This is a genomic window from Brevibacillus fortis (assembly GCF_003013395.1).
GTDB lineage: Bacteria > Bacillota > Bacilli > Brevibacillales > Brevibacillaceae > Brevibacillus > Brevibacillus fortis.
The window spans coordinates 652302-672576 of the sequence record NZ_PXZM01000003.1 but is presented as its reverse complement, the minus strand read 5'-3'; the positions used below and the strand labels follow the sequence as shown (position 1 = coordinate 672576).

Here is a 20275-nt window from a genome sequence, read left to right as displayed (position 1 = left end):
GGATAACATATGAAAAACAAGTCCATTCAAGTGAAGGGACTGCAAAAGTCCTACAAGCAGCATCAAGTCCTAAAGGGCGTCGATTTCGAGGTGGAAAAGGGCAGTATTTTCGCCCTGCTCGGCTCCAATGGCGCGGGCAAGACAACGGCTGTCAAAATCCTCACCACGCTACTAAAACCAGACAGCGGAACCGTTACCGTAAATGGATTCGACGTTGCATCCAAGCCTGACAATGTGCGACAGGCGATCAGTCTGACCGGGCAATTTGCTGCCGTGGATGAAATTCTGACCGGACGAGAAAATCTTCTCATGATTGCAAAGCTAAGATACCTCAAAAATCCGCGTCAGGTTGCAGACGATTTGCTTAAGCGCTTTGGTCTGACAGAGGCTGCCGACCGGAGGGTGTCTACTTATTCAGGTGGTATGCGCCGCAGGCTCGACATCGCCTTGAGTCTTGTGGGAAAACCACAGATCGTTTTCCTCGACGAGCCGACAACTGGGCTTGACCCCGAAGCACGCATCGAGGTTTGGAAGATCGTCAAGGAGCTTGCCGACGGAGGCACGACGATCTTTCTAACCACACAGTACTTGGAGGAGGCCGAGCAGCTTGCCGACCAAATTGCCATTCTGCACGAGGGCAGGATTATTGCCAGCGGCTCGCTCTCGGAGCTAAAGAAGCTGTTCCCATCCGCAAAGGTCGAGTATGTTGAAAAACAGCCTACATTAGAGGAGATCTTCCTCGCGATCGTCGGTAAAAAGGAGGCTATGTAAATGGAGGTGGCAAAAAACCACTTTTTAAGCGATATGGGCGTTATGCTTGGGCGCTCACTGCGCCATATTACCCGCAGTATGGACACCATCATCACGGTCACCGTCATGCCAATCGCATTTATGTTGCTGTTCGTCTACGTGTTTGGCGGTGCCATTCAAACCGGAACGGATAACTATGTGAATTACCTGTTGCCCGGCATACTACTGATTGCTATTGCGAGCGGGGTATCCTACACGGCTTTTCGCCTGTTCACCGATGTGCAACGGGGCATATTCGAGCGGTTTCACACTATGCCGATTTCACGTTCCACCTTGCTGTGGGGGCATGTGCTGACCTCGCTAGTATCCAACGCCATATCGGTCGTCATCATCATTCTCGTAGCGCTAGTTATGGGCTTTCGTTCGTCGGCGGGGATACTGCCATGGCTTGCGGTAGTCGGTATACTCTCGCTGTTTACGCTGGCATTGACTTGGGTCGCGGCGATTGCCGGACTGTCCGCAAAAACGGTGGACGGCGCAAGCGCCTTTTCCTATCCGATTATCTTCCTGCCGTTTATCAGTTCGGCGTTCGTGCCGACCGAGTCGATGCCATCGGTCGTTCGCGCCTTTGCCGAAAACCAGCCGGTGACCTCGATAGTGGAAGCCATCCGTGCGCTACTGTCAGGCCAGCCGGTAGGCAATGATATATGGGTCGCTCTTGCGTGGTGCATCGGAATTTTGCTCGTAGCATATTTCTTTGCAATGAGGGTATATAAAAATCGGGTGTGAAAATATCCTCAACAAAAAAGAAACAAGAGATCCAAAATGGCTCGTGAGGCAATGGCTTCACGGGCTGTTTTCTTTGTTGTGATATTCGACTTTGCTTGACTAGCTCTTTGTCACGTTGTCCCCCAAAGAGGGCCGCAACAGCCTGCCTCCTGGCAACCTGTCACAGCCCCCAAACCCGCGTCCCGACGCGGCCTCTCGTTTCTTACTCTTCTCCTGTCGCGATCGGATTATCAGGATACGAGCTCCAGTCACTCCAACTGCCCAGATACAACTTCACATCTGTTCGACCAGCAGCATGGAAAGCAAGCAGATTGGAGCAAGCTGTCACGCCTGAGCCGCAATAGACGATCAATTCTTTATCGGCATAAGGGGCGAGACGCTTTTGCAGCTCGTCTGCCGGGAGCATCGTCTGATCAGCAGCGAGGTTGTCTTTGTAAAAGAAATTGTGCGCTCCGGGGATGTGTCCTGCTTTTGCGTCGATCGGTTCGTTCTCGCCCCGGTAGCGTTCTGGCGCACGAGAATCGAGCAATACAGAATGCTCGCTGCGTTTTTGAACACCTTCCATGTTAACCAGCATGTCGTGGCGGACATGGGGGACGAATTGACGAGCTTGTACAGTAGGGACTACTGCTGTTACCTCATAGCCAGCCTTTTTCCAAGCAGCGTATCCGCCGTCGAGTACAGCTACCCGATCGTGACCAAGGTATCGCAACAACCACCACAGACGTCCTGCCATCGCCATTTCCTGATCATCGTAGGCGATGACAGTCGTGTTGGCATCGATTCCCACTCTTGAAAAATGGGCAGCCAGCAGATCCGTATCTGGTAGAGGATGACGGCCACCATGCTCACTTTTTGCGCCAGAAAGGTCACGGTTCAGATGAAAGTAGAGGGCTTGCGGGATATGGTCCTTCTCGTATTCCTCTGCACCTGCTTCAGAAGCACTTAAAGCAAAACGACAATCGACGATCACCGTATTTTCATCATTCAGATGATCCTTGAGCCATTGAGGTGTGACAAGTGCTTGCATGAATCTCCCTACTTTCGCTTTTTTTCTTCATCATAGCAGATGGCAATCCAATCAGGTACAATAATTACGGTAAGGTGGGAGAGGAGAAGAGAGATGAAGCGTTTCATTCGCTATTTTTTAGAGGGGCTATTGTTTGTCATTCCTTTGGCAGTGACAATTTATATTTTGTACTGGATTTTCACGACAGTGGATAACTGGTTCTATATGCTGGTCAACAACTGGTTTAATCTCCAAATTCCTGGACTGGGCTTCGTCTTGACCATAATCGGCATCACGATTGTTGGCTTCCTTGCATCCAACGTGCTGACACGCGGAGTACTGTCGCTAGTGTCCACCGTTTTCGAGAAAGTGCCGTTTATCAAACTCATTTATACGTCCATCAAGGATTTGATCGGAGCATTTGTAGGGGAGAAGAAGAGCTTCGACAAGCCGGTGCTCGTGACGCTATCAAGGGATGGAAATGCAAAGGCAATCGGATTTATCACAAAGGAAAGCCTCGATTCATTTGGTCTCACAGACCATGTAGCGGTATATTTACCGCAGTCGTACAATTTTGCAGGAAATCTCCTGTTGTTTCCGAGCGATCAAGTACAGCTGCTTGAAACGGAAAGCTCAGAAGTCATGGCTTTTCTGATATCGGGTGGGGTATCCGGAGGAGCGCAAAACGTCAACAAAAAAAGTAGTGATGCATAAAAAAACAAACCTCCAGCGCCACTAATCGAGTGGTTTTGGAGGTTTGTTGCTTGTTGTTTAGGTAATTTGTTTTCTAGAACGGATGTTTTAAAAAATCCGATCTGGGCTTATCCACATGAAAAAGACACTCAAACGAGTTTGAGTGCCCTCTGACTTCATTAATGTTAACTGCTAAAAAATCCACTATGGCTGGAATATTTGCGACGATAGTGACGATGACCGTATGTTCGATGCCCCATCTTCCAAGGCCGGTATCGGTAATCGCTGCTGCTGTACTTGTGATAGCCACGTCCGGTCATTTTCCACAAGAACCGGGAGCCTTTCTTAAAGAGGACCGCCACAATGACAATCGCAACGATCAATATTACGAAACCGATCCCCAAAATCGTGAGTAGGACTGACATCCACATCGTCTCCTTGCCAAAAAGGTCTTACCCTTTTTTACGGATGACTCCACAGGAAGTTTCAATTATCCCTCGGCATTCAAAAATTTCTCATAGGGCGTGTAGTCGATTTCTTTGGATTTCAGGTGGGCAATGAGCCATTTGTGGTCACGCTTAGGGGTTGCTACGATGTACCCCTTTACAATCAAATCTGTTGTAATGGTGGATGCTTTCTCTTCCAGCGCGATCTGACCGATTCTCGCTGCGATGGAACGTCTTGCAACATCACGAAACAGCTGTGGCACAGGTTCAACCAATTCATTGAGCAAGGTCAGACCCTCATCTGTCCAGAGTGCTCGCGTCTGATCTATGTAATGATCTTGCCAATCCAAGTCAGATTTTCCGTCTTGCTTGGGCATGGACTTGAGAAATTTGCGGAACATGAAGTACCCGCCAATCGCCATAAGACTTACGAGAACGATGGTCCAGCCAACGATAAACAGGGAAAACTCTGTAGACATTTCACCCATACCTTGTACACCTCATTACCAATATCCATTCATTAGTAAAAATTGTACCTTATTTTGGTTCGGGCAACAAACTTTTTGTGCGTTTGCCTATCCTTGGGGTTTGCTCTTCCCAAGAACACATACAATTTAGTATGATTAGAATTAATCTTTATTGGGAGTTGACGCTCATGTTCAAGCTTGGACAACGCGTCGTCATTGTTGCCGACTCCTTCGAGCAAGGTTTGCCTGTGGGTGAATACGGTTACCTGATTGCTCGTGACCGCAATCCGGACAGCGCATTTTCCTGGGTTTTACGCATTCCGAAAATTGATAAGCAAATCGCCGTTGTAGAAGAAGATATCGCCTTGGAGGAGCAATTGCTAGAGGAAGAAGCAAATCGCATCTCCCAGGAGGCTTTACTTGATTTTGCATTGGCGACAAGGAACGAAGCACTGTTTCGACAACTGATGGGAATGGAAGATGCAGAAGAGGCAAATGACGAACCCGCGAAGGAATCAATGGAGGAATTTATCCGTAAAGTAAATATCAAAGCATGGATCTAACTGGCGGTTTTCCTTGTGTGGAGAATCGTTCTTCTTCTTTGGAAATATCTTGTCCTTTTAACAAGCATTTGAAACCTTTGTGAGGAAATGAAAGAGAGGCTGTTTCATGTCTGAATTTGTGACGTTTACCAATGAGCTTGGTCAAACCATCGATATGTCCCGAGAGGATTACCAGAAAAAAATCATTCCGCAAAATCTGGATAAGTACTGGGATGAAAAAGATAAGCTTCGCGATTTTGCGATGGAGTTGGTGAAGGGTCAATTTCATGAGCAAGCCCAGATCGCTGCTGACAGGCTTCTCGAATTATACGGGCCAATTGAGTCTGCTCTCATTTTCCGTGCAGTCGTTCATATGCAGGCGAGAGAATTTGAAAGCGCTAAAAAAATTCTGACAGATTGTCTGGAACGATTCCCGTCCTCGGGTACGGCTTGCACCAATTTGGCAAAAATCTTCGCGTTTGAGGGAGATGAGGCAAAAGCGTTCGAGACCCTACATACAGGTTTGCACAAAGACCCGAATCAAGAAAATGGCTTGAACATGTTTGTCGAGAGCTTCTTGCAAAGAGGGAAAAAGGATGAGCTGAAAGGGCAGCTTGAGTCGCTGGCAAGTAAAGAAGGCGCTTGGAGACCACAGCTGCAACTGGCTCGTCTAGCTTTGGAGGAGGAGGATCTCCTGCATGCGATGAAATGGTACACGGTAGCGATTGAAGGAGCGAAGGACCGCTTTGAAGTCGTCATGACTGTGACTGGTGAACTGGGACAAGCGGGTTATGTCTATCAGTTGATTCAGATTTGTGAAAAGTTCTGGACGCCACATTTCCCGTATCCTTATGCTGGCTTCAACTATGCCAACGCGCTGTTGGCGACCGATCAAATGGAAAAGGCAATTGTCATCCTGCGAAACATGCAAGAGCATTTGCCAGATAACTACAAGCCAATGGTCGATCACTTCCTGAATCGGGTGCCAGGAGCACTGGAAGTCGAGGCTGCGGCACAACAAAAAGTCGTTGAGACTCAAGCAGGCGATACGGCAACGAAAAAGAGCTGGTGGAAGTTTTGGAAGTAAATCGATAGTGGTAGCGCCCGGCATTTGGTTGTCGGGCGTTTTTCTATACGAAAAGGGGGGATTGCGATGCTGCATCATGTTGAAGTGTATGTTTCCAATCTGGCGCGCTCAAAAGATTTTTGGAGTTGGTTGCTGGAGAGTGAGTTGGGCTATGTGCGCTATCAAGAATGGGCAAGTGGGATTAGCTGGAAACAGAACGCTACTTATCTAGTATTTGTGCAGGCAGAGGAACGCTTCCTCGATACCCCGTATCATCGGTGTCGAGTGGGTCTGAATCATTTGGCATTTTACGCAAGGGATCGCGAGCATGTAGATGAGATGCGGGAGGAAGCCATACGTCGCGGCATCTCTGTGCTCTATCAGGACCGGCATCCGCATGCTGGAGGCGAGGGACATTACGCGTTGTACTTCGAGGATCCGGACAGGATCAAGGTCGAAATTGTGGCTCCGTAACCTGGCGGAGGAAAAACTAGCAGGAGGAGTGTGGTGCATGGAAAAACGGTGCAATCATCCCCGGCAGATGAATGGCACCGTTTTTGTAGAAGCCATCTATTTAAACTGGCTGGTGAGCCGTCGCTCTATATAGGCTACGCCTTGATACATCAGGGTAGCGATTACAGCGATAATAGCGAGACTCATCATGACCAGGGTAAAATTAAACACTTGGAAACCGTATATGATCAAATACCCCAAGCCTTGCTGGGATACGAGAAACTCTCCGACTATGACGCCCACCCAGGAAAGACCGACATTCACTTTCAGCGTTGCGAGGAGGGTTGGAATGGTAGCTGGCAAAATAACGAGCGTGAAGATTTGTCGTTTGCTGCCCCCGAGTGTTTGGACGACTTTGACGTAGTTTTGATTGACTTCCTTGAAGCTGGTGTAGACGTTAATCGTGGTAATGATGACCGAGATCGCGCAGCCCATGGCAATAACGGAGAGCAATCCTGGCCCGAAGCCGACGATGAAGACCGGACCAAGAGCTACCTTGGGCATACTGTTGGCAATTACGAGATAAGGCTCTAGTACGCGGGAGAGAAATGGCGACCACCAAATGATCGTTGCGATGAGAGCACCGAGGATCGTTCCCAAAAGAAAGCCAATGATCGTTTCCCATACAGTTAAACCGACATGCGGGAGAAGACTGCCATCCAGCAATTGCATCCAGAATTGAGCCCAAATCTTGGATGGATAGCTGAAGATGAGCGCATTAATGGTGTTGGTTCGAGCCAAGAGCTCCCATAAGCCGAGAAAAACGAGAAAGAGGAACAGTTGAGTGGAAAAGACGGAACAGCTCATACGCTTTTCTAGCTGCAAGTAGCGGCGATGGAAGGATTCAATTTCCTTTGGTTGCATCAGATACTACCTCCATCTCTTTCCACACGCGATGGAATAAGTCTTGGAATCCATCATGATTTCTAGCGTCGAATGGCAGAGCGTCCCGGATGGGGCTGGGCACGACAATCTCGCTGTTGATGCGTCCTGGGTTGCGTGAAAAGATATAAACGCGATCACCCATTGCGATCGATTCGGAGAGATCATGTGTCACAAGGACTGCCGTTTTTTTGTGCCGACGCAGCGTTGAAAAGATCAGGTCTTCGAGCTTGAGTTTGGTCTGGTAGTCCAATGCCGAGAATGGTTCGTCAAGCAACAGCACATCAGGCTGACAGGCGAGTGTTCGCACGAGTGCAACCCGCTGCCGCATACCGCCTGACAGCTGCTGAGGAGAGGATTTGCGCACATCAGACAGTTCCATTTCATCTAGCAGATGCAGAGCGTACTCCTCTGTCTCCTTGGTACGGATGCCTTGGATATCGAGTCCGAGAAACACGTTGTCTTCGATGGAGCGCCAGTTGAACAAATAGTCTTGCTGAAGCATGTAGCCAACTTGCCTAGACGTTCCGCTGACTTCTCTTCCGTCGATCCGCACCTTGCCTGCTGTCGGCTTCTCAAGCCCTGCAATGAGTGAGAGCAGCGTCGTCTTGCCACAACCGCTGGGACCAACCAGACAAATGAAGTCGCCTTCCTCCACGCGCAGGTTAATGTCTTGGACCGCCATGAACGCCCTGGTCGTGGATAAATAAAGATGGGTCACGTGGCCGAGTTCTATTTTTGCCGGCGTAGAAGAAATCTGCTTCATGACGGCCTATTTCCCTTCCTTGGATTGGGTCGCAAAAGTGGTGTTGACCAGCTTGGTGTAATCAGCGCGTTGCTTTAACTCACCGGCTGCATCCATAATGTCTTGGAGTTGGTTCCATTCTTTTTCTTCCAAAATGGGATCAGTCGCATAGGAGCCCTGTTCCAGATAACGTTGAACAGCGCTTTCCAAAATAGTTGGATCGATTTGCTGGAAGTACGTAGCGATCACATCTGCCGTTTCTTTTGCACTGTGACTGGCAACCCACTGTTGCCCTTTGTAGACCGCATTGGTAAACTTTTGGATAGTTGCTGCGTTGCTGTCGATATAGCTTTGTTTAGTCATGAAGACGGTGTAAGGAACGGTTCCGCTCTCTTTGCCAAAAGAGGCGACGACATGGCCGATTCCTTCCTGTTCAAAGCGGGAGGCTTCCGGTTCAAATAGCTGTACATACTCTCCGGTACCAGATGCGAAGGAAGACGCAATATTTTTGAATTCGATATTCTGAATCAATTCCAGATCGCCTTGCGGATTGATCTGGTGCTTTTTGAGTACATACTCTCCGACCATTTGCGGCATGCCGCCTTTACGTTGCCCCAAGAAGACACTGCCTTTTAGCTTGTCGAAAGTAAAGTCATCCATTTTGTTGCGAGAGACGAGAAAGGTACCATCCGTTTGCGTGAGCTGCGCAAAGTTGACAACTGGATCGGCCGCTCCTTGCTGAGAGACGTAGATGCTGGTCTCGGAGCCGACGAGCGCAACTTCGATGCCGCCGGATAATAGAGCCGACATCACTTTATCTCCGCCCGGAATGGTTGAGAGCTCCACTTCCAGACCTTCTTCCTTGAAAAATCCTTTTTCAAGTGCGACATATTGCGGAGCGTAAAACAAAGACCGAGTTACTTCACCAATTCTTATTTTTTCGGGAGTGCTGGAGCAGCCAGTCAAGACGGCCGTCAAAACGAGAAAAGCGGCCAGCCCCAGCGCCAAAAATCGTTTCATGATTAGGAGTCCCTCCTTACTAGGCTGTGTATATTGTAGGCTATGCGCCCAGACAAAAAAGGGTGAATGCCTAGAGATCGAGACAGGCACATGTTAGGGGAGGGCCATAAAGGAGATGGAAATAGCGTGATCGTTACATTTTTAGGCACCGGATCAGGTGCACCTACTACGCGAAGAAACGTGAGCGGGATAGGCTTGCGATTTTTACAGGCTGGCAAGTGGTGGTTGTTTGACTGCGGAGAAGGGACTCAGCATCAATTACTGCGAGCCCCGATGAAAATTAGTCAATTGGATAAAATCTTTATCACCCATCTGCATGGGGATCATTTGTACGGACTGATTGGACTGCTTGCGAGCCGGTCTTTGCGCAATACTGAACCGACTCCGCTGGAGCTATACGGACCACCAGGACTCGACCGATATTTTCGAGCTGTCATGGAGGCAAGTCCGGTTCATTTGCAATATCCATTGGAAATAAAAATCGTCAGTGAAGGTGTAATCTACGAGGACGAAGAGATCGTGGTGAGTTGTCGAATGGCGAAACATCGCGTGCCTTCTTTTGCTTATGCCGTGATGGAGAAGGAGAAGACAGGAGCTTTTCAAGTAGAACTGGCAAAGCAGGCCGGGGTGCCTTCAGGACCGTTATTTGGAGCTTTGAAGAGAGGAGAACAGGTCACACTCGAGGATGGTCGTGTTCTGGACGGGAAGGACTTCGTTGGAGAGCCGCAGCCAGGACGCAAAATCGTCTTCAGTGGAGATACAGAACCAAGCCAAGCGGTTTTGGAGCTGGCAAAAGGGGCAGATTTGCTCGTCCATGAAGCGACTTACGCTCATCACGACAAGGAGCTGGCGACCAGAAGCGGACATTCCACAGCAAGCGAGGCGGCTCAAATTGCCAAAGAAGCGGGCGTGAAAGAACTATGTCTGACGCACTTTAGTCCACGTTATGAAGATGAAGATGGTGATTTTTCGATGGAGGATCTGCTGGCAGAAGCGCAGCAAATTTTTCCCGCGACCCAATTGGCAGATGATCTTGGCAGTGTTTCTGTAAAGCGAGAGAGAAACGATGGGAGAAAATAATAATCCTTGCTATAATGAATGATCACGATGGAGGAGGTGGGGGAGCATGAAGCGGATTACCTTTGCTACACCAGAAGAACTTATTCAACATTGTCAGACGGAAGAAGTCAGCCTCGTTGTCGAATATCGAGACGATGTGAACAAGCAACGCCAGGTCATTTTGACGGGAGAGCAGCTTGCAGAGGCACAGACCTACCTGAACTTCTCCAAGTCCGAAGCGTTTTACCGGAAGGACGGGCTTTTTTACGAAGTCATTGCAGGCTGGAAGTAAACCACATCGTCAGGAGATGAGCAAACGTGTCCGGCAGAGGGTTCAACAGGCCGATTGCAGTTCGCTACATGATGTTTGTGCTTGGCTTGTTCGTGGGTGCATTGGGTACGGTATTTGCCATTAAAGCAAACCTCGGTGTAGCACCTTGGGAAACCTTTCACATCGGCCTGCAAAAAACATTTGGATTAACGATTGGCATATGGTCTCAGATCGTAGGAGTCGTTGTCATTTTCGCCACTTATTTGGTGGCAAAATTGAAGCCTAATTTTGGAATGTTCTTAAATATGATTTGCTTTGGTGTTTTTCTCGATCTTATCTTATGGTTGGATTTTATTCCTGAGCTGCAATCTATCTGGGCGAGGCTCTTGATGTTTCTTGTAGGTGTTATTGTTTTGGCTGTCGGGATCGGAATGTATTTATCTCCTTCTCTTGGGGCAGGACCGCGCGACAGCTTCATGCTGGCGATGAACGAGCGTCTTGGCTGGAGTATCCAGCGAGTACGACTCATCATAGAAGTAACCGTACTGCTTGCAGGTGCTGCTTTGGGCGGACCTGTGTCAATCGGCACGATACTGATTGCACTGTTAACGGGACCGATGATTCAACGGACGATTCCGTTTTGGCGTCATGTCATGAAAAAGCAGTATGGACTGCCAGAGCCAGTTGAAAGACAAGCGAGCTAACCTCCTTTTCATTTGTCAGTAACTGTGTGAAAAACCGGGAAAAAAGGTCTTGTATAGGCGATGGTCCAATCATCCTTGAGCATTCGCACATACAGTATGACTAGTTGCTGGCAAAGGAGGGAAAGCGAATGAGTCTGTTCAACGGAGGATTTGACGACTTTGCTTTAATACTGGTGTTGTTCGTATTGCTCGTTATCGTTGCTTGCGCTTGCGACTAACGAAAACACTGGGCATCAGCTTGGCATGAAGGGAGAGCGATTTTTCGCTCTCTCTTTTGTTTTGCAAAAAAAAGGCCTCGCCAAAGAGGGGCGAAGCCAAAGAAATGATCTTATCCGAGCCGATCATGCACTTGCTTTTTTACACTGGACATTTGTTTATCCGAAAGTTTGACACCTACAGCTTTGCTGACTTTTTTTATCAACTCGCTTAATTTCTTTTCGTCTTTCAAGTCTTTCATGGAGAAGTCTTTTGCCAGCGATCGAATATCGCCCATCGTCCATTTCTTCTTACTTTTTTTGTTGATGGATTTCAAGAGGGAACTTGGACTGTCCTTCGCTTTGAGCTTGAGTCTTGCGCTTGCTTTTCCTTTTGCTTTTGCCATGATGTTTCGCTCCTTTCAAAGGAATACGCCTGCCCTATGCAGTTATATGGAAAAGCAAGGGAGTTCGCTTGGACAGATTCACACGGCAATTCGCCTATTTTGGTCAACGTTGTGCAATGGCCCAAACCCATAGGGGGAGCCGTGACATAGGATGAGTCAGAACGACGCATGACAGGAGGCTAGTAGGTTGAAAATTGTTAGCTTTCATCGGGATACGCCGTTTACCGAGATACTGTCAGATTTGAAAACCAAGGTTCTGTCTAAAACCGAGAGACTTCCATGGCGATGCTATGATGACCTTTCTTGCCTATGTGTCAAACAAAAGATTTTTGAGCAGCATGAAGAGCTTTTTCGAAAGTATAAAGCGATGGTAGAAGAGAACATCACCGTTAGTGTCCATGCGGAAGGGGAGGATGAAATTCCGTGGGGCGTGCGATACGTGGGTGCACAGAGATTGTGGCGAAAGGGGCGCGGAGCAGGCGTCAAGGTCGCCGTCATCGATACGGGAATCTCCCGCGATCATTTTGATTTGAAGGATCAAATTAAGGGTGGCATCCAACTTATGCGCGGCAAACAAAACGGACATGGTACGCATGTAGCGGGGATCATTGTAGCCGAGATGAACCAAAAGGGAATTGTCGGTGTTTCTCCAGAGGCCCATTTATATGACGTACGTGCTTTTGATCAAGAGGGCAAATCATCTTTGTCTACCATTTTGCAGGCCCTGCAATGGTCGATTGCCAATCAGATGGATGTCATCAACATGAGCTTTGGCATGCCCCAGTATAGCGAAGCAATGGCGAGAGCAGTTGGTCGGGCCAATCAGCAAGGAATCGTGATGGTAGCATCGGCAGGAAACGGTGGGGGAGAAGTGGAGTATCCAGCGCGGTACGATGGGGTTTTAGGTGTCAGTGCGATTGATCAAGCGGGTAAACTGGCATCCTTCAGTGCGAGAGGCAAGGGCGTAAATATGAAGGCACCCGGAGTAGATATCCTGTCTACCTGGCCGGGGAATCAGTTTAAAAAGCTGAATGGCACTTCGATGGCCGCCCCGCATGTGGCAGGGCTGAAGGCGTTAGAAATTGGGCGCAAGCGAAAAAAAGCATAGCGTTCCTTATGAAAAAACAGCTCCGAGGCTAAAAATGAAGCCAAGGAGCTGTTGCTTTTTATAAACGAATTATTGATGGATTTTGGTGCCATGGTCTTGCTGGACACGGAACCATATATTAAGATCATTAATAACACTGGCCAATTCGTGGATCTCACTGTTCAATTCGCAAGATCTTACGAAATTTTCCTCTTCGGACATTTGCGTGGTTTTCTCAATAATGACCTTCTCTACCCGGTGTATTTGATCCGGAATGGTCGCGCGGATTTCTTCCCACTCCAGTAACATGTCCGCTCTTTCTACATTCGAATAATCTTCCCATTCCAGATGTAGCACGGGAAGACGTATACCTAGCCGTTCATCATGGATAAATTGATAGCGCAAAGGTGAACTCACTCCTCTCCACCTCCATCATACCAAAAATGAATCGGTACGGGGAGAGAAATACACGCGAAAGGAGAACTCATGTCAAAAGGACGTGTTCTTATCGATGCGGACGCTTGTCCGCGCCAGGCTCTCCTGACTGCCCAAGCATTGTGCAAGGAGCTCGACTGGATCTGTTTGACCTTTGCCAGCTATAATCATCAAATCGGCAACGCAAATCATGTAACGGTAGATGCTGGCCCACAAGCGGTAGATATGAAGCTGGCGAACGAAACGAGCTCAGGGGATGTCGTGGTGACGCAAGATATTGGTCTGGCAGCGCTCATCCTTGGGAAGAGAGCCCATGCCCTGACACCGCACGGGATGGTTTTTGACCCCGAACGGATTGCGTTTCATTTAGAAGAACGAAATGAAAAGGCGAGATATCGGCGCGGGGGAGGTCGTACGAAGGGGCCTGCTGCTCGCACGCGTGAAGACGATCAGCGATTTGCTGAGTCTTTGCGCTTTTTGATGGAAAGAGGCGAGTAATGATGAATCAGACAACTAGAAAAAATGGATATGTACGCGGAGCACTTACGTTTGCTGTTCTTGCCACGATCATGTTTGCCCTCTATGTAGCGGGGAAAGTGGCAGGCATGGATCAGGCTGCAATCGCATTTGCAGAGTCGATTCGCTCGGATGCAGGGACTGCTTTTTTCCGTTTTGTAACCAATCTTGGCGGAGGTATGTTTCTTGTACCTGTAGCGGTAATCATGTTCGTTGTCCTATACATAAAGAAATATCGTGTGGAGGCAATGTTTGTACTCATTTCCCTTGGTGCCAGCGAAATAGCAAATGAGCTCTTAAAGCTGTTCTTTGGCAGACCTAGACCGAGTGGCATCAATCTGATTGAGCTGCCGGAGTCCTTTTCGTTTCCGAGTGGTCATGCGATGATTGGACCAGCCTTTTATTGCATGGTTGCATGGTGGATTACCCAATGGTTTGCGGAGAAAAGATGGTCGTCGCTCTTGCAGCCTGCGGTTTTTATTTTCGTGGCATTGCTCGCGCTCAGCCGTGTGTACTTGGGTGTCCATTATTTGAGTGATGTGCTTACCGGCTTTTTCCTGTCAATGTGCTGGTACTATCTCCTTCGTCTTGGCTATGAAGGATGGATGGGGAGACGAAGCACGGTCGTCGACCCCATTCCGCATTCCAGATAATCATAAAGCTATGTGGAATAGCCTAATTCACTCATTAAACTCAGCCATTTTTCTACGCTGGGTTTATTTTTTTTGTCCTTTGGCAAGACGATATACGCTGAGCGTTTGGGAGGCTTATTGCCTGTTATGATCAGTTCCTTCAACGTACCTGCCGCAAGCTCGGCTTTGACCGTAGAGCGCGTCATCAAGCTCACGCCGAGACCTTCTTTGATCAAATCGATGGCGAGCTCTGCTTTGTCTACTGTCAGCTTGGGTACGTAATTACGTGGCAGTGTCTGTCTAATCCACTCGTTGAAGGGAGGGCCCCAATTCACGTACAGCAACGGCAGATTGCGCAGCTCGCGCGAATCGACGTGAGTAGATGCGGCAATGGGGCTCTCTGGACAGCAAACTAGGACAATCTCATCATCCCACGTCGGAATGACGTCAAAGTTGGGCAGGGACGGGGGGACGTACACGATTCCTATTTGAATCACGTTGTCCAGCAAATACTGGATGACATCGGATGAGTGCCCTGTCTTTGTGCTGATCGCAATTTGCGGATACCGATAGTGGTACTCTTTCAAGATCGGCTCGAGGGTGGAAGTCCAGATCGCGTTTAAGCTGCCGATCGATAAATAGTCTTCATAAGGCTGGAGGGAAGCGACTTCATTTAGGGCTTCATGGGACAGCTTGAGGATTCTCTCTGCATACGGTAAAAGGGTTAAGCCTGCTTGGGTAATCTCAACACTTCTTTTATCACGAATGAAAAGAGGCTTGCCAACTTTTTCTTCCAGTTGCTTGATTCGCATTGTCACCGTAGACTGGACTAAGTGGAGCATTTCCGCAGCCTTGGTGAAGTTCTTCGTCTGGGCCAATGTGTAGAAAGCGCGTAATTGTTCGAAGTCCATACAGTTGGAATCCCTCTTATCTAAATATTTGATTACCATATACAAAAATGTTCGTTTCCCAAATTATACCCTGTTCGCTAAGCTGGGGATATCCTTATTTCATGTGGGGTATCGGGAGAGCGAGGGGTATTTGGATGAAGTGGGAATGGTGGCGAGAAACGCCCTTTTCAGTGAAGCTGCTGTTAAGCACATCTTTTATGATGAATATGGGCTTCTATGCATTAATCCCATATCTCACTTTGTATTTGACGGGTAGCATCGGCTGGACACTGACGATGGCAGGGATTGTCCTGAGTGTCAGACAGTTCTCCCAGCAAGGTCTTGCCTTTTTGGGCGGTGTGATGGCAGATGCCTTCGGCTACAAAGGAGCGATGTTCCTCGGATTGGGCGTGCGTGCCGTTGGTTTTGCGATGTTCGCATTCTGTACCGAGACGTGGCACTTTTTTGTTGCCGCGATTCTTTCTGGATTGGGTGGGGCGCTGTTTGAGCCCGCTTGTTCTGCTGCCTATGCGATCATTACACCCGAGGCCATTCGAAAAGAAGTATTCTCCCTCCGCAATGTGCTTGGTAATATTGCAGTTGTCGGTTCCCAAATAGTAGGGACGGCACTCTCGGCTATTGATTTTACGTACATTTCGTTGTTTGCAGGGGCCGTCTTCGGACTGAATACAATTGTGATCTTCTTTTTATTCCCACCGATTCGCGCCACTAATACACGGCATAGCATATGGGAAAGTATGTCCACGGTAGTGAAGGACAAGCTGTTTGTACGATTTACCTTTATTTTGATGGGGTATTATTACTTGAATATGCAGGTGTTCTTAACGATTCCGCTGTTTGTTGAAAATGTTACGCATAGCAAGGCGAATGTAGGGATTGTGCTTTCTGCGCTCTCGCTGTTTGTGATCTTGTTTCAGATGAAGGTTACACAATTGCTGGAGGGTTATCAGCAAAGGCTTACCTTAATTGGCATCGGGACGTTGTTTATGAGTGTGGGACTATTTCTGTTCGCATTTGCCGATTCATTGTGGCTCATTCTCTTGGATGTTTTCCTTTTTGCACTGGGTAGCATGATTGCGGTACCGAATTTGGTGGATGTCGTTCCGCGTTTTGCTCCCAAGGACTTGGTGGGCGCCTATTACGGATTCAACGGGTATTCGATTGCCATCGGGGGTTCATTCGGACAGATAGCGGGAGGATGGGTGTACGATGTAGGGCTGCGCTTGCAAACACCGTGGCTGCCGTGGACCATTTGTTTGGTCATCGGGTTTTGGGTGGCCTGGATGCTGCATCGCATGGAACAACAAACCGGACAAATCGGAAATGATCTAAAGAAAATAGCTCGCTCGTAAATATTTTTGGGCGAAATGAAACATTTTCCATCGCTCATACGTATATAACGATAGAGATGATTGGCGCAAGAAAGTGAGGGAATTTTATGGAAGATATGAAAAAGTTGAAGCGTATGTTGCTGGTAACGAGTTCCCTTGGATTTGCAGTCTTTGCCATGGTAGTCGTTACGGAAATTGTCCGAATCTCATTGTAGCATTGCCAAGCCTATCGCATATAAAACATGAAAAGCTTGCAGTCCCTTCTTGAAAGAGGGGGCTGCAAGCTTTTCTTTTTGGGTTTAGGCTTCGAGTTTCTTTTTAAAATGGAATTGATATACGCATATCGCAATGATCATGAACGGAACTCCGCAGTACAAGGCGATGCGCTGTTCTGAATCGAATGCCAGACTCACGAGAACGAGCAAGTTCAAGATCAAGGAAATCAAAGGCAGGATTGGGTACAAAGGTGTACGGAACTTCAAATCCTCCAGCTTGCCTCCATTTTTCAGGTAATGGCGACGGAAAGCGAGCTGTGAAGCGGAGATGGAGATCCAACCAACCTGTGCGCCGAGACCAGCGATAGACAACAGTACCATGAACACCGTATCTTCTGCAAGAAAACCGGACAGAAGAGACAAGAGAGCAATGGCAAAAGTAATCAACAAAGCGTTCATCGGAATCCCTTTTCCATTTACGGCCCCAAGCTTTTTCGAAGCCATTCCTTCTTTGGACAGGGAATAAAGCATACGAGTTGCTGCGTACAAGCCAGAGTTGGCTACAGACAGAAGTGCTGTCAGAACAACGAAGTTCATAATGTCAGCCGCATAAGGAATCCCAATACTGTCAAATACGACGACAAACGGACTCTCAATCACACCCGCCTGTTGGTGTGGAATCATCCCTGCCACGATAGCAATCGCCAGAATGAAGAATACGAGTGTGCGCCAAACTGTTGTACGAATTGCTTTCGGAATTGTCTTCTCTGGATCCTCACTTTCTCCGGCCGCAATCCCGATCAACTCGGTACCTTGGAAAGAGAAGTTCACGGTTATCATCGTCATCAGCAAACCTGTAATTCCAAAGGGAAGAAGAGGGCTTTCTGTAAAGTTCGAGAGCATTGGCGCAGGCTGACCGTTTTTCAGGTCGATGAGGCCAAACATCGCCGCTCCACCCAAAATGATGAACAAGATGATAGCGCTTACTTTAATGCTGGAAAACCAGAACTCAGATTCACCGAACGCTCGAGCGGATAAAGCATTTAATGCAAAGAGCACTACACCGAAAATCGCGCACCACATCCAAACAGGTGAGTCAGGGAACCATCGTTGCATCAGCAATCCTGATGACAACAACTCTAAAGCAACGGTCACGGCCCAACCAAACCAATACAACCAGCCTACACCAAACCCAAGTGAGGGGCTAACAAAGCGGGTCATATATGTTTGGAACGAACCGGCCACTGGCATGGCAACTGTCAGCTCGCCAAGGCATAGCATAGTCAGGTACATAATAAAGCCGCCGACTAAATAGGAGAGAATGGCACCAACTGGTCCTGCCTGACTAATTGTATAACCTGATCCGAGAAATAACCCGGTTCCGATTACGCCGCCAAGAGAAATCATAAAGAGGTGTCTGCTGTTCATCGTGCGTTTCAATTGATTGTGTTGCTCCATGTTGCTTTGGGACATATAACCCTCTCCTTCACGCGAGTATGTTAAATGGATGTATGCGTTTTCAGGCGCGATAGCGATATATGCTCTGCAAGAATGATACCAAAAGAAATAATTTATGAAAATAATATTTTCGAGACATATATTGCTAAAAAGTGCAAAATGATTCGGCAGTTAATGCAAAATAATTAAAAAAACGCCAAATCTCTTGGCGTTTATTGAACTTCCTGAAATTAACATGAAAGTTTTTAGAAGGTAACGATAAACGAACAAAGAAAAAGCACAGAGCTCGCAGACCTTGACAACGCCTACCCAGTCGGAACTTCAAAAAGGGGACCACGCTTGTCGAACACTTCTTCCGTGGGAAGCTTCCGCCCGTAGGGTGGCTTTGGCTCGACGGTCCCCTTTTGGGAGTGGAGACGGCCAGTGAATCCCACCTGCTGGCGTGTCAGAGTCGAAGAGAACTGTGCTTTTTCTTCTCCTCCACTATGTTGACTCAAACCAAAATGTGCTTTAACTCTTTATCCTTTAATCCCCAGCTTACGCAAGCGATACTGCAAGCTCTGACGACTGATTTGCAATTCCTTGGCTGCTCGTGAAATATTTCCGTTATAGCGTTCCACAACATGGTGAATATATGCTGTTTCAAATTCTTGCATGGTTTCCTTCAACGGCTTTCCTTCGTCCACAAATGGCAACGCGTGAGGGGAAGGTTGCTCGACCGTCACGGAACCGGCTGGCGTACGACGCAAAAAGTGTAAGGGCAAATGTTCATAGCGAATGGTTGATTCGTCAATCATCAGATTCATGGAACCCTCAATCAAGTGTTGAAGCTCACGCACATTGCCAGGCCAGTCGTGCTGGATAAAAAATTGCAGAACCTCGTCACTAATGCCTCTTACTTCCATTTGGAACAGCTCATTGTATTTTTCGATAAAATGGCTCACCAGCATCGGAATATCGTCCTTGCGTTCCCGAAGCGGGGGGAGAAACAACGTGACGACTCCAAGACGATAGTACAGATCTTTTCGCAAATGCGAGTTCGCGATTGCCTCAACAGGATCTTCATTAATGGCCGCAATGATGCGTACATCGATCGACCGATCCTTTGTGTCACCAATACGTCTAATCGACTTCTCTTGCAGAGCACGCAACAATTTTGCCTGTAGTGGCATACTAAGCGAGTTGATTTCGTCGAGAAAAAGTGTTCCGCCTTCCGCTTGCTCAAACAATCCAGGTCGCTCTACTGCACCGGTAAATGCTCCACGGGCAGTTCCAAACAAAAGCCCTTCGATCAGGCTATCCGGAAGCGCAGCGCAGTTTTGTGAAATAAAGGGACCAGATGCACGTAGACTGGCATTATGAATGCTTTGCACGAACAGTTCTTTCCCCGCACCAGTTTCACCGACTACCAATACGGACGAGGAGGTGCGTGCTGCGCGTTTGGCATTCTCTATGACATCGAGAATCGGACCGCTTCTCCCGATAATGTGCTCGAATGTGTAGCGTGACCCGTTTTTTTGCAGCAGGTTTTCTCTGATCAATCGTTCCATTTTGGTGACGTCATTTGCGATTTCCATCGCGCCGATGACCTTGCCGTTTTCAATGATGGGGTACGTATTGTTGATGGTTGAAATTTCTTTTTGCTTGTCATTGAAATACGTTTGGCGTGTATTGCGAATGCTATTTCCGGTACACAAGCATGTGAGCAAGGTACTTTCCTGTCCTGACGGGAACTGAAACACCTCTGCCAAAGGTTTGTGCAAAACGTCTTGTCTGGTCATCGATTCCAGCTCAGTCATTTTGGAATTGTAGACAATCGTTGTCCCTTCCGAATCGATGACATGTACACCTTCATTCATTCTGTCCAAAATATGTTCATAAATGCGCAAGAGAGTGTCAGGTGAAGAATTATGCGTAGAAGACGACACCGTGGTCACCAGCCTTTCCTTATGATGGTATCATAGCATAAAGGGAATGAGTGCAAAAACATTATGCACTGCAAAAGAATATGAATATGATATGCAAAATTTTTTTGCTAAACAGTTCGGATAGGATCGACTTTGTGGGGTTTTCCTGTTTGGCATCGTTCTTGCTAGATAATTTTAGCAAGTGATCTTGAAGGAGGCTAACGAC

At 47.9% G+C, this 20275-nt stretch carries 25 protein-coding genes; 14 read left to right on the top strand and 11 right to left on the bottom strand.

Translation table 11 applies throughout. The annotated features are described in order from the left end of the window. Positions 1 to 9: 9 nt before the first annotated feature. Both C7R93_RS04940 and C7R93_RS04935 read left to right on the top strand, forming a co-directional pair. Positions 10 to 771 (top strand): ABC transporter ATP-binding protein, encoded by a 762-nt coding sequence (locus C7R93_RS04940; protein ID WP_106837740.1) that lies wholly within the window; start codon positions 10 to 12, stop codon positions 769 to 771. After that, positions 772 to 1539, top strand: coding sequence for an ABC transporter permease (locus tag C7R93_RS04935; protein ID WP_106837739.1), 768 nt, complete (start codon positions 772 to 774; stop codon positions 1537 to 1539). Positions 1540 to 1741: 202 nt separating this feature from the next. On the opposite strand, the gene C7R93_RS04930 is transcribed toward C7R93_RS04935, so the two are convergent. Continuing rightward, entirely contained in the window at positions 1742 to 2569 is an 828-nt protein-coding gene (locus C7R93_RS04930) for a sulfurtransferase (RefSeq protein WP_106837738.1), read from the bottom strand. A 93-nt stretch (positions 2570 to 2662) separates the two neighbouring features. Between C7R93_RS04930 and C7R93_RS04925 the strand changes: the two genes are divergently transcribed. After that, positions 2663 to 3262: a DUF502 domain-containing protein gene (locus tag C7R93_RS04925; RefSeq protein ID WP_106837737.1), complete on the top strand. Its 600-nt coding sequence runs from the start codon at positions 2663 to 2665 to the stop codon at positions 3260 to 3262. 164 nt (positions 3263 to 3426) lie between these two features. On the opposite strand, the gene C7R93_RS04920 is transcribed toward C7R93_RS04925, so the two are convergent. Both C7R93_RS04920 and C7R93_RS04915 read right to left on the bottom strand, forming a co-directional pair. Next, a complete protein-coding gene (locus C7R93_RS04920) occupies positions 3427 to 3666 on the bottom strand; it encodes a hypothetical protein (RefSeq protein WP_106837736.1) in 240 nt (79 codons plus the stop codon). A 65-nt stretch (positions 3667 to 3731) separates the two neighbouring features. Beyond that, positions 3732 to 4175, bottom strand: a complete 444-nt coding sequence (locus C7R93_RS04915; RefSeq protein WP_106837735.1) for a DUF2621 domain-containing protein — start codon at positions 4173 to 4175, stop codon at positions 3732 to 3734. 167 nt (positions 4176 to 4342) lie between these two features. Here C7R93_RS04915 and C7R93_RS04910 point away from each other — a divergent pair, with 167 nt between their 5' ends. From C7R93_RS04910 to C7R93_RS04900, 3 genes are all read left to right on the top strand, one after another. Then, positions 4343 to 4717 carry an ATPase gene (locus tag C7R93_RS04910; RefSeq protein ID WP_106837734.1) on the top strand — a complete coding sequence of 125 codons (375 nt, stop codon included), beginning with the start codon at positions 4343 to 4345 and terminating at the stop codon, positions 4715 to 4717. Positions 4718 to 4823: 106 nt separating this feature from the next. Next, on the top strand, positions 4824 to 5783 hold the full coding sequence (locus C7R93_RS04905; RefSeq protein ID WP_106837733.1) for a tetratricopeptide repeat protein: 960 nt from the start codon (positions 4824 to 4826) through the stop codon (positions 5781 to 5783). Between the two features lie 66 nt (positions 5784 to 5849). Beyond that, positions 5850 to 6236: a VOC family protein gene (locus C7R93_RS04900; protein WP_106837732.1), complete on the top strand. Its 387-nt coding sequence runs from the start codon at positions 5850 to 5852 to the stop codon at positions 6234 to 6236. Positions 6237 to 6332: 96 nt separating this feature from the next. On the opposite strand, the gene C7R93_RS04895 is transcribed toward C7R93_RS04900, so the two are convergent. From C7R93_RS04895 to C7R93_RS04885, 3 genes are read right to left on the bottom strand one after another with little or no spacing between them, the layout of a single operon-like run. Beyond that, a complete protein-coding gene (locus C7R93_RS04895; RefSeq protein ID WP_106837731.1) occupies positions 6333 to 7139 on the bottom strand; it encodes an ABC transporter permease in 807 nt (268 codons plus the stop codon). Continuing rightward, positions 7120 to 7923 carry an ABC transporter ATP-binding protein gene (locus C7R93_RS04890; protein ID WP_106837730.1) on the bottom strand — a complete coding sequence of 268 codons (804 nt, stop codon included), beginning with the start codon at positions 7921 to 7923 and terminating at the stop codon, positions 7120 to 7122. The genes C7R93_RS04895 and C7R93_RS04890 overlap by 20 nt, the downstream gene beginning before the upstream one ends. Before the next feature lie 6 nt (positions 7924 to 7929). Further along, positions 7930 to 8922, bottom strand: a complete 993-nt coding sequence (locus C7R93_RS04885) for an ABC transporter substrate-binding protein (RefSeq protein WP_106837729.1) — start codon at positions 8920 to 8922, stop codon at positions 7930 to 7932. A 126-nt stretch (positions 8923 to 9048) separates the two neighbouring features. Between C7R93_RS04885 and rnz the strand changes: the two genes are divergently transcribed. The 4 genes from rnz to C7R93_RS04865 all read left to right on the top strand — a co-directional run bounded on the left by rnz (position 9049) and on the right by C7R93_RS04865 (position 11174). Then, entirely contained in the window at positions 9049 to 10002 is a 954-nt protein-coding gene (rnz, locus tag C7R93_RS04880) for a ribonuclease Z (protein ID WP_106837728.1), read from the top strand. Positions 10003 to 10048: 46 nt separating this feature from the next. Continuing rightward, positions 10049 to 10273 (top strand): hypothetical protein, encoded by a 225-nt coding sequence (locus C7R93_RS04875; protein ID WP_106837727.1) that lies wholly within the window; start codon positions 10049 to 10051, stop codon positions 10271 to 10273. 26 nt (positions 10274 to 10299) lie between these two features. Further along, positions 10300 to 10956 (top strand): YczE/YyaS/YitT family protein, encoded by a 657-nt coding sequence (locus C7R93_RS04870; RefSeq protein ID WP_106837726.1) that lies wholly within the window; start codon positions 10300 to 10302, stop codon positions 10954 to 10956. A gap of 128 nt (positions 10957 to 11084) precedes the next feature. Next, on the top strand, positions 11085 to 11174 hold the full coding sequence (locus C7R93_RS04865) for a YjcZ family sporulation protein (protein WP_106652846.1): 90 nt from the start codon (positions 11085 to 11087) through the stop codon (positions 11172 to 11174). Between the two features lie 110 nt (positions 11175 to 11284). Here C7R93_RS04865 and C7R93_RS04860 read toward each other — a convergent pair whose 3' ends face one another. After that, entirely contained in the window at positions 11285 to 11557 is a 273-nt protein-coding gene (locus tag C7R93_RS04860) for a stage VI sporulation protein F (RefSeq protein ID WP_106837725.1), read from the bottom strand. A 187-nt stretch (positions 11558 to 11744) separates the two neighbouring features. Between C7R93_RS04860 and C7R93_RS04855 the strand changes: the two genes are divergently transcribed. Continuing rightward, a complete protein-coding gene (locus C7R93_RS04855) occupies positions 11745 to 12665 on the top strand; it encodes a S8 family peptidase (protein ID WP_106837724.1) in 921 nt (306 codons plus the stop codon). A 69-nt stretch (positions 12666 to 12734) separates the two neighbouring features. Here C7R93_RS04855 and C7R93_RS04850 read toward each other — a convergent pair whose 3' ends face one another. After that, positions 12735 to 13061 (bottom strand): hypothetical protein, encoded by a 327-nt coding sequence (locus C7R93_RS04850; RefSeq protein ID WP_106837723.1) that lies wholly within the window; start codon positions 13059 to 13061, stop codon positions 12735 to 12737. A gap of 69 nt (positions 13062 to 13130) precedes the next feature. Here C7R93_RS04850 and C7R93_RS04845 point away from each other — a divergent pair, with 69 nt between their 5' ends. After that, entirely contained in the window at positions 13131 to 13577 is a 447-nt protein-coding gene (locus C7R93_RS04845) for a YaiI/YqxD family protein (RefSeq protein ID WP_106837722.1), read from the top strand. Continuing rightward, a complete protein-coding gene (locus C7R93_RS04840; protein ID WP_244191440.1) occupies positions 13577 to 14248 on the top strand; it encodes a phosphatase PAP2 family protein in 672 nt (223 codons plus the stop codon). The genes C7R93_RS04845 and C7R93_RS04840 overlap by 1 nt, the downstream gene beginning before the upstream one ends. An 8-nt stretch (positions 14249 to 14256) precedes the next feature. Here the strand turns inward: C7R93_RS04840 and C7R93_RS04835 are convergent, their stop codons facing one another. Beyond that, entirely contained in the window at positions 14257 to 15138 is an 882-nt protein-coding gene (locus tag C7R93_RS04835; protein WP_106837721.1) for a LysR family transcriptional regulator, read from the bottom strand. A gap of 134 nt (positions 15139 to 15272) precedes the next feature. Between C7R93_RS04835 and C7R93_RS04830 the strand changes: the two genes are divergently transcribed. Then, positions 15273 to 16490, top strand: a complete 1218-nt coding sequence (locus C7R93_RS04830) for an MDR family MFS transporter (protein WP_208637782.1) — start codon at positions 15273 to 15275, stop codon at positions 16488 to 16490. A 278-nt stretch (positions 16491 to 16768) separates the two neighbouring features. Here the strand turns inward: C7R93_RS04830 and C7R93_RS04825 are convergent, their stop codons facing one another. Both C7R93_RS04825 and C7R93_RS04815 read right to left on the bottom strand, forming a co-directional pair. Further along, a complete protein-coding gene (locus C7R93_RS04825; protein ID WP_106837720.1) occupies positions 16769 to 18157 on the bottom strand; it encodes an amino acid permease in 1389 nt (462 codons plus the stop codon). Positions 18158 to 18660: 503 nt separating this feature from the next. Continuing rightward, complete coding sequence (locus C7R93_RS04815; protein WP_106837718.1) at positions 18661 to 20079, bottom strand: sigma-54 interaction domain-containing protein; 1419 nt, start codon at positions 20077 to 20079, stop codon at positions 18661 to 18663. Positions 20080 to 20275: the final 196 nt, after the last annotated feature.

Coding starts and splice junctions, on each gene's coding strand:
- C7R93_RS04840 (WP_244191440.1), top strand. CDS start 13,577: ATGATGAATCAGACAACTAGAAAAAATGGATATGTACGCGGAGCACTT.
- C7R93_RS04905 (WP_106837733.1), top strand. CDS start 4,824: ATGTCTGAATTTGTGACGTTTACCAATGAGCTTGGTCAAACCATCGAT.
- C7R93_RS04835 (WP_106837721.1), bottom strand. CDS start 15,138: ATGGACTTCGAACAATTACGCGCTTTCTACACATTGGCCCAGACGAAG.
- C7R93_RS04920 (WP_106837736.1), bottom strand. CDS start 3,666: ATGTCAGTCCTACTCACGATTTTGGGGATCGGTTTCGTAATATTGATC.
- C7R93_RS04875 (WP_106837727.1), top strand. CDS start 10,049: ATGAAGCGGATTACCTTTGCTACACCAGAAGAACTTATTCAACATTGT.
- C7R93_RS04915 (WP_106837735.1), bottom strand. CDS start 4,175: ATGGGTGAAATGTCTACAGAGTTTTCCCTGTTTATCGTTGGCTGGACC.
- C7R93_RS04910 (WP_106837734.1), top strand. CDS start 4,343: ATGTTCAAGCTTGGACAACGCGTCGTCATTGTTGCCGACTCCTTCGAG.
- C7R93_RS04830 (WP_208637782.1), top strand. CDS start 15,273: ATGAAGTGGGAATGGTGGCGAGAAACGCCCTTTTCAGTGAAGCTGCTG.
- C7R93_RS04895 (WP_106837731.1), bottom strand. CDS start 7,139: ATGCAACCAAAGGAAATTGAATCCTTCCATCGCCGCTACTTGCAGCTA.
- C7R93_RS04930 (WP_106837738.1), bottom strand. CDS start 2,569: ATGCAAGCACTTGTCACACCTCAATGGCTCAAGGATCATCTGAATGAT.
- C7R93_RS04890 (WP_106837730.1), bottom strand. CDS start 7,923: ATGAAGCAGATTTCTTCTACGCCGGCAAAAATAGAACTCGGCCACGTG.
- C7R93_RS04825 (WP_106837720.1), bottom strand. CDS start 18,157: ATGTCCCAAAGCAACATGGAGCAACACAATCAATTGAAACGCACGATG.
- C7R93_RS04860 (WP_106837725.1), bottom strand. CDS start 11,557: ATGGCAAAAGCAAAAGGAAAAGCAAGCGCAAGACTCAAGCTCAAAGCG.
- C7R93_RS04845 (WP_106837722.1), top strand. CDS start 13,131: ATGTCAAAAGGACGTGTTCTTATCGATGCGGACGCTTGTCCGCGCCAG.
- C7R93_RS04885 (WP_106837729.1), bottom strand. CDS start 8,922: ATGAAACGATTTTTGGCGCTGGGGCTGGCCGCTTTTCTCGTTTTGACG.
- C7R93_RS04925 (WP_106837737.1), top strand. CDS start 2,663: ATGAAGCGTTTCATTCGCTATTTTTTAGAGGGGCTATTGTTTGTCATT.
- C7R93_RS04935 (WP_106837739.1), top strand. CDS start 772: ATGGAGGTGGCAAAAAACCACTTTTTAAGCGATATGGGCGTTATGCTT.
- C7R93_RS04900 (WP_106837732.1), top strand. CDS start 5,850: ATGCTGCATCATGTTGAAGTGTATGTTTCCAATCTGGCGCGCTCAAAA.
- C7R93_RS04940 (WP_106837740.1), top strand. CDS start 10: ATGAAAAACAAGTCCATTCAAGTGAAGGGACTGCAAAAGTCCTACAAG.
- C7R93_RS04865 (WP_106652846.1), top strand. CDS start 11,085: ATGAGTCTGTTCAACGGAGGATTTGACGACTTTGCTTTAATACTGGTG.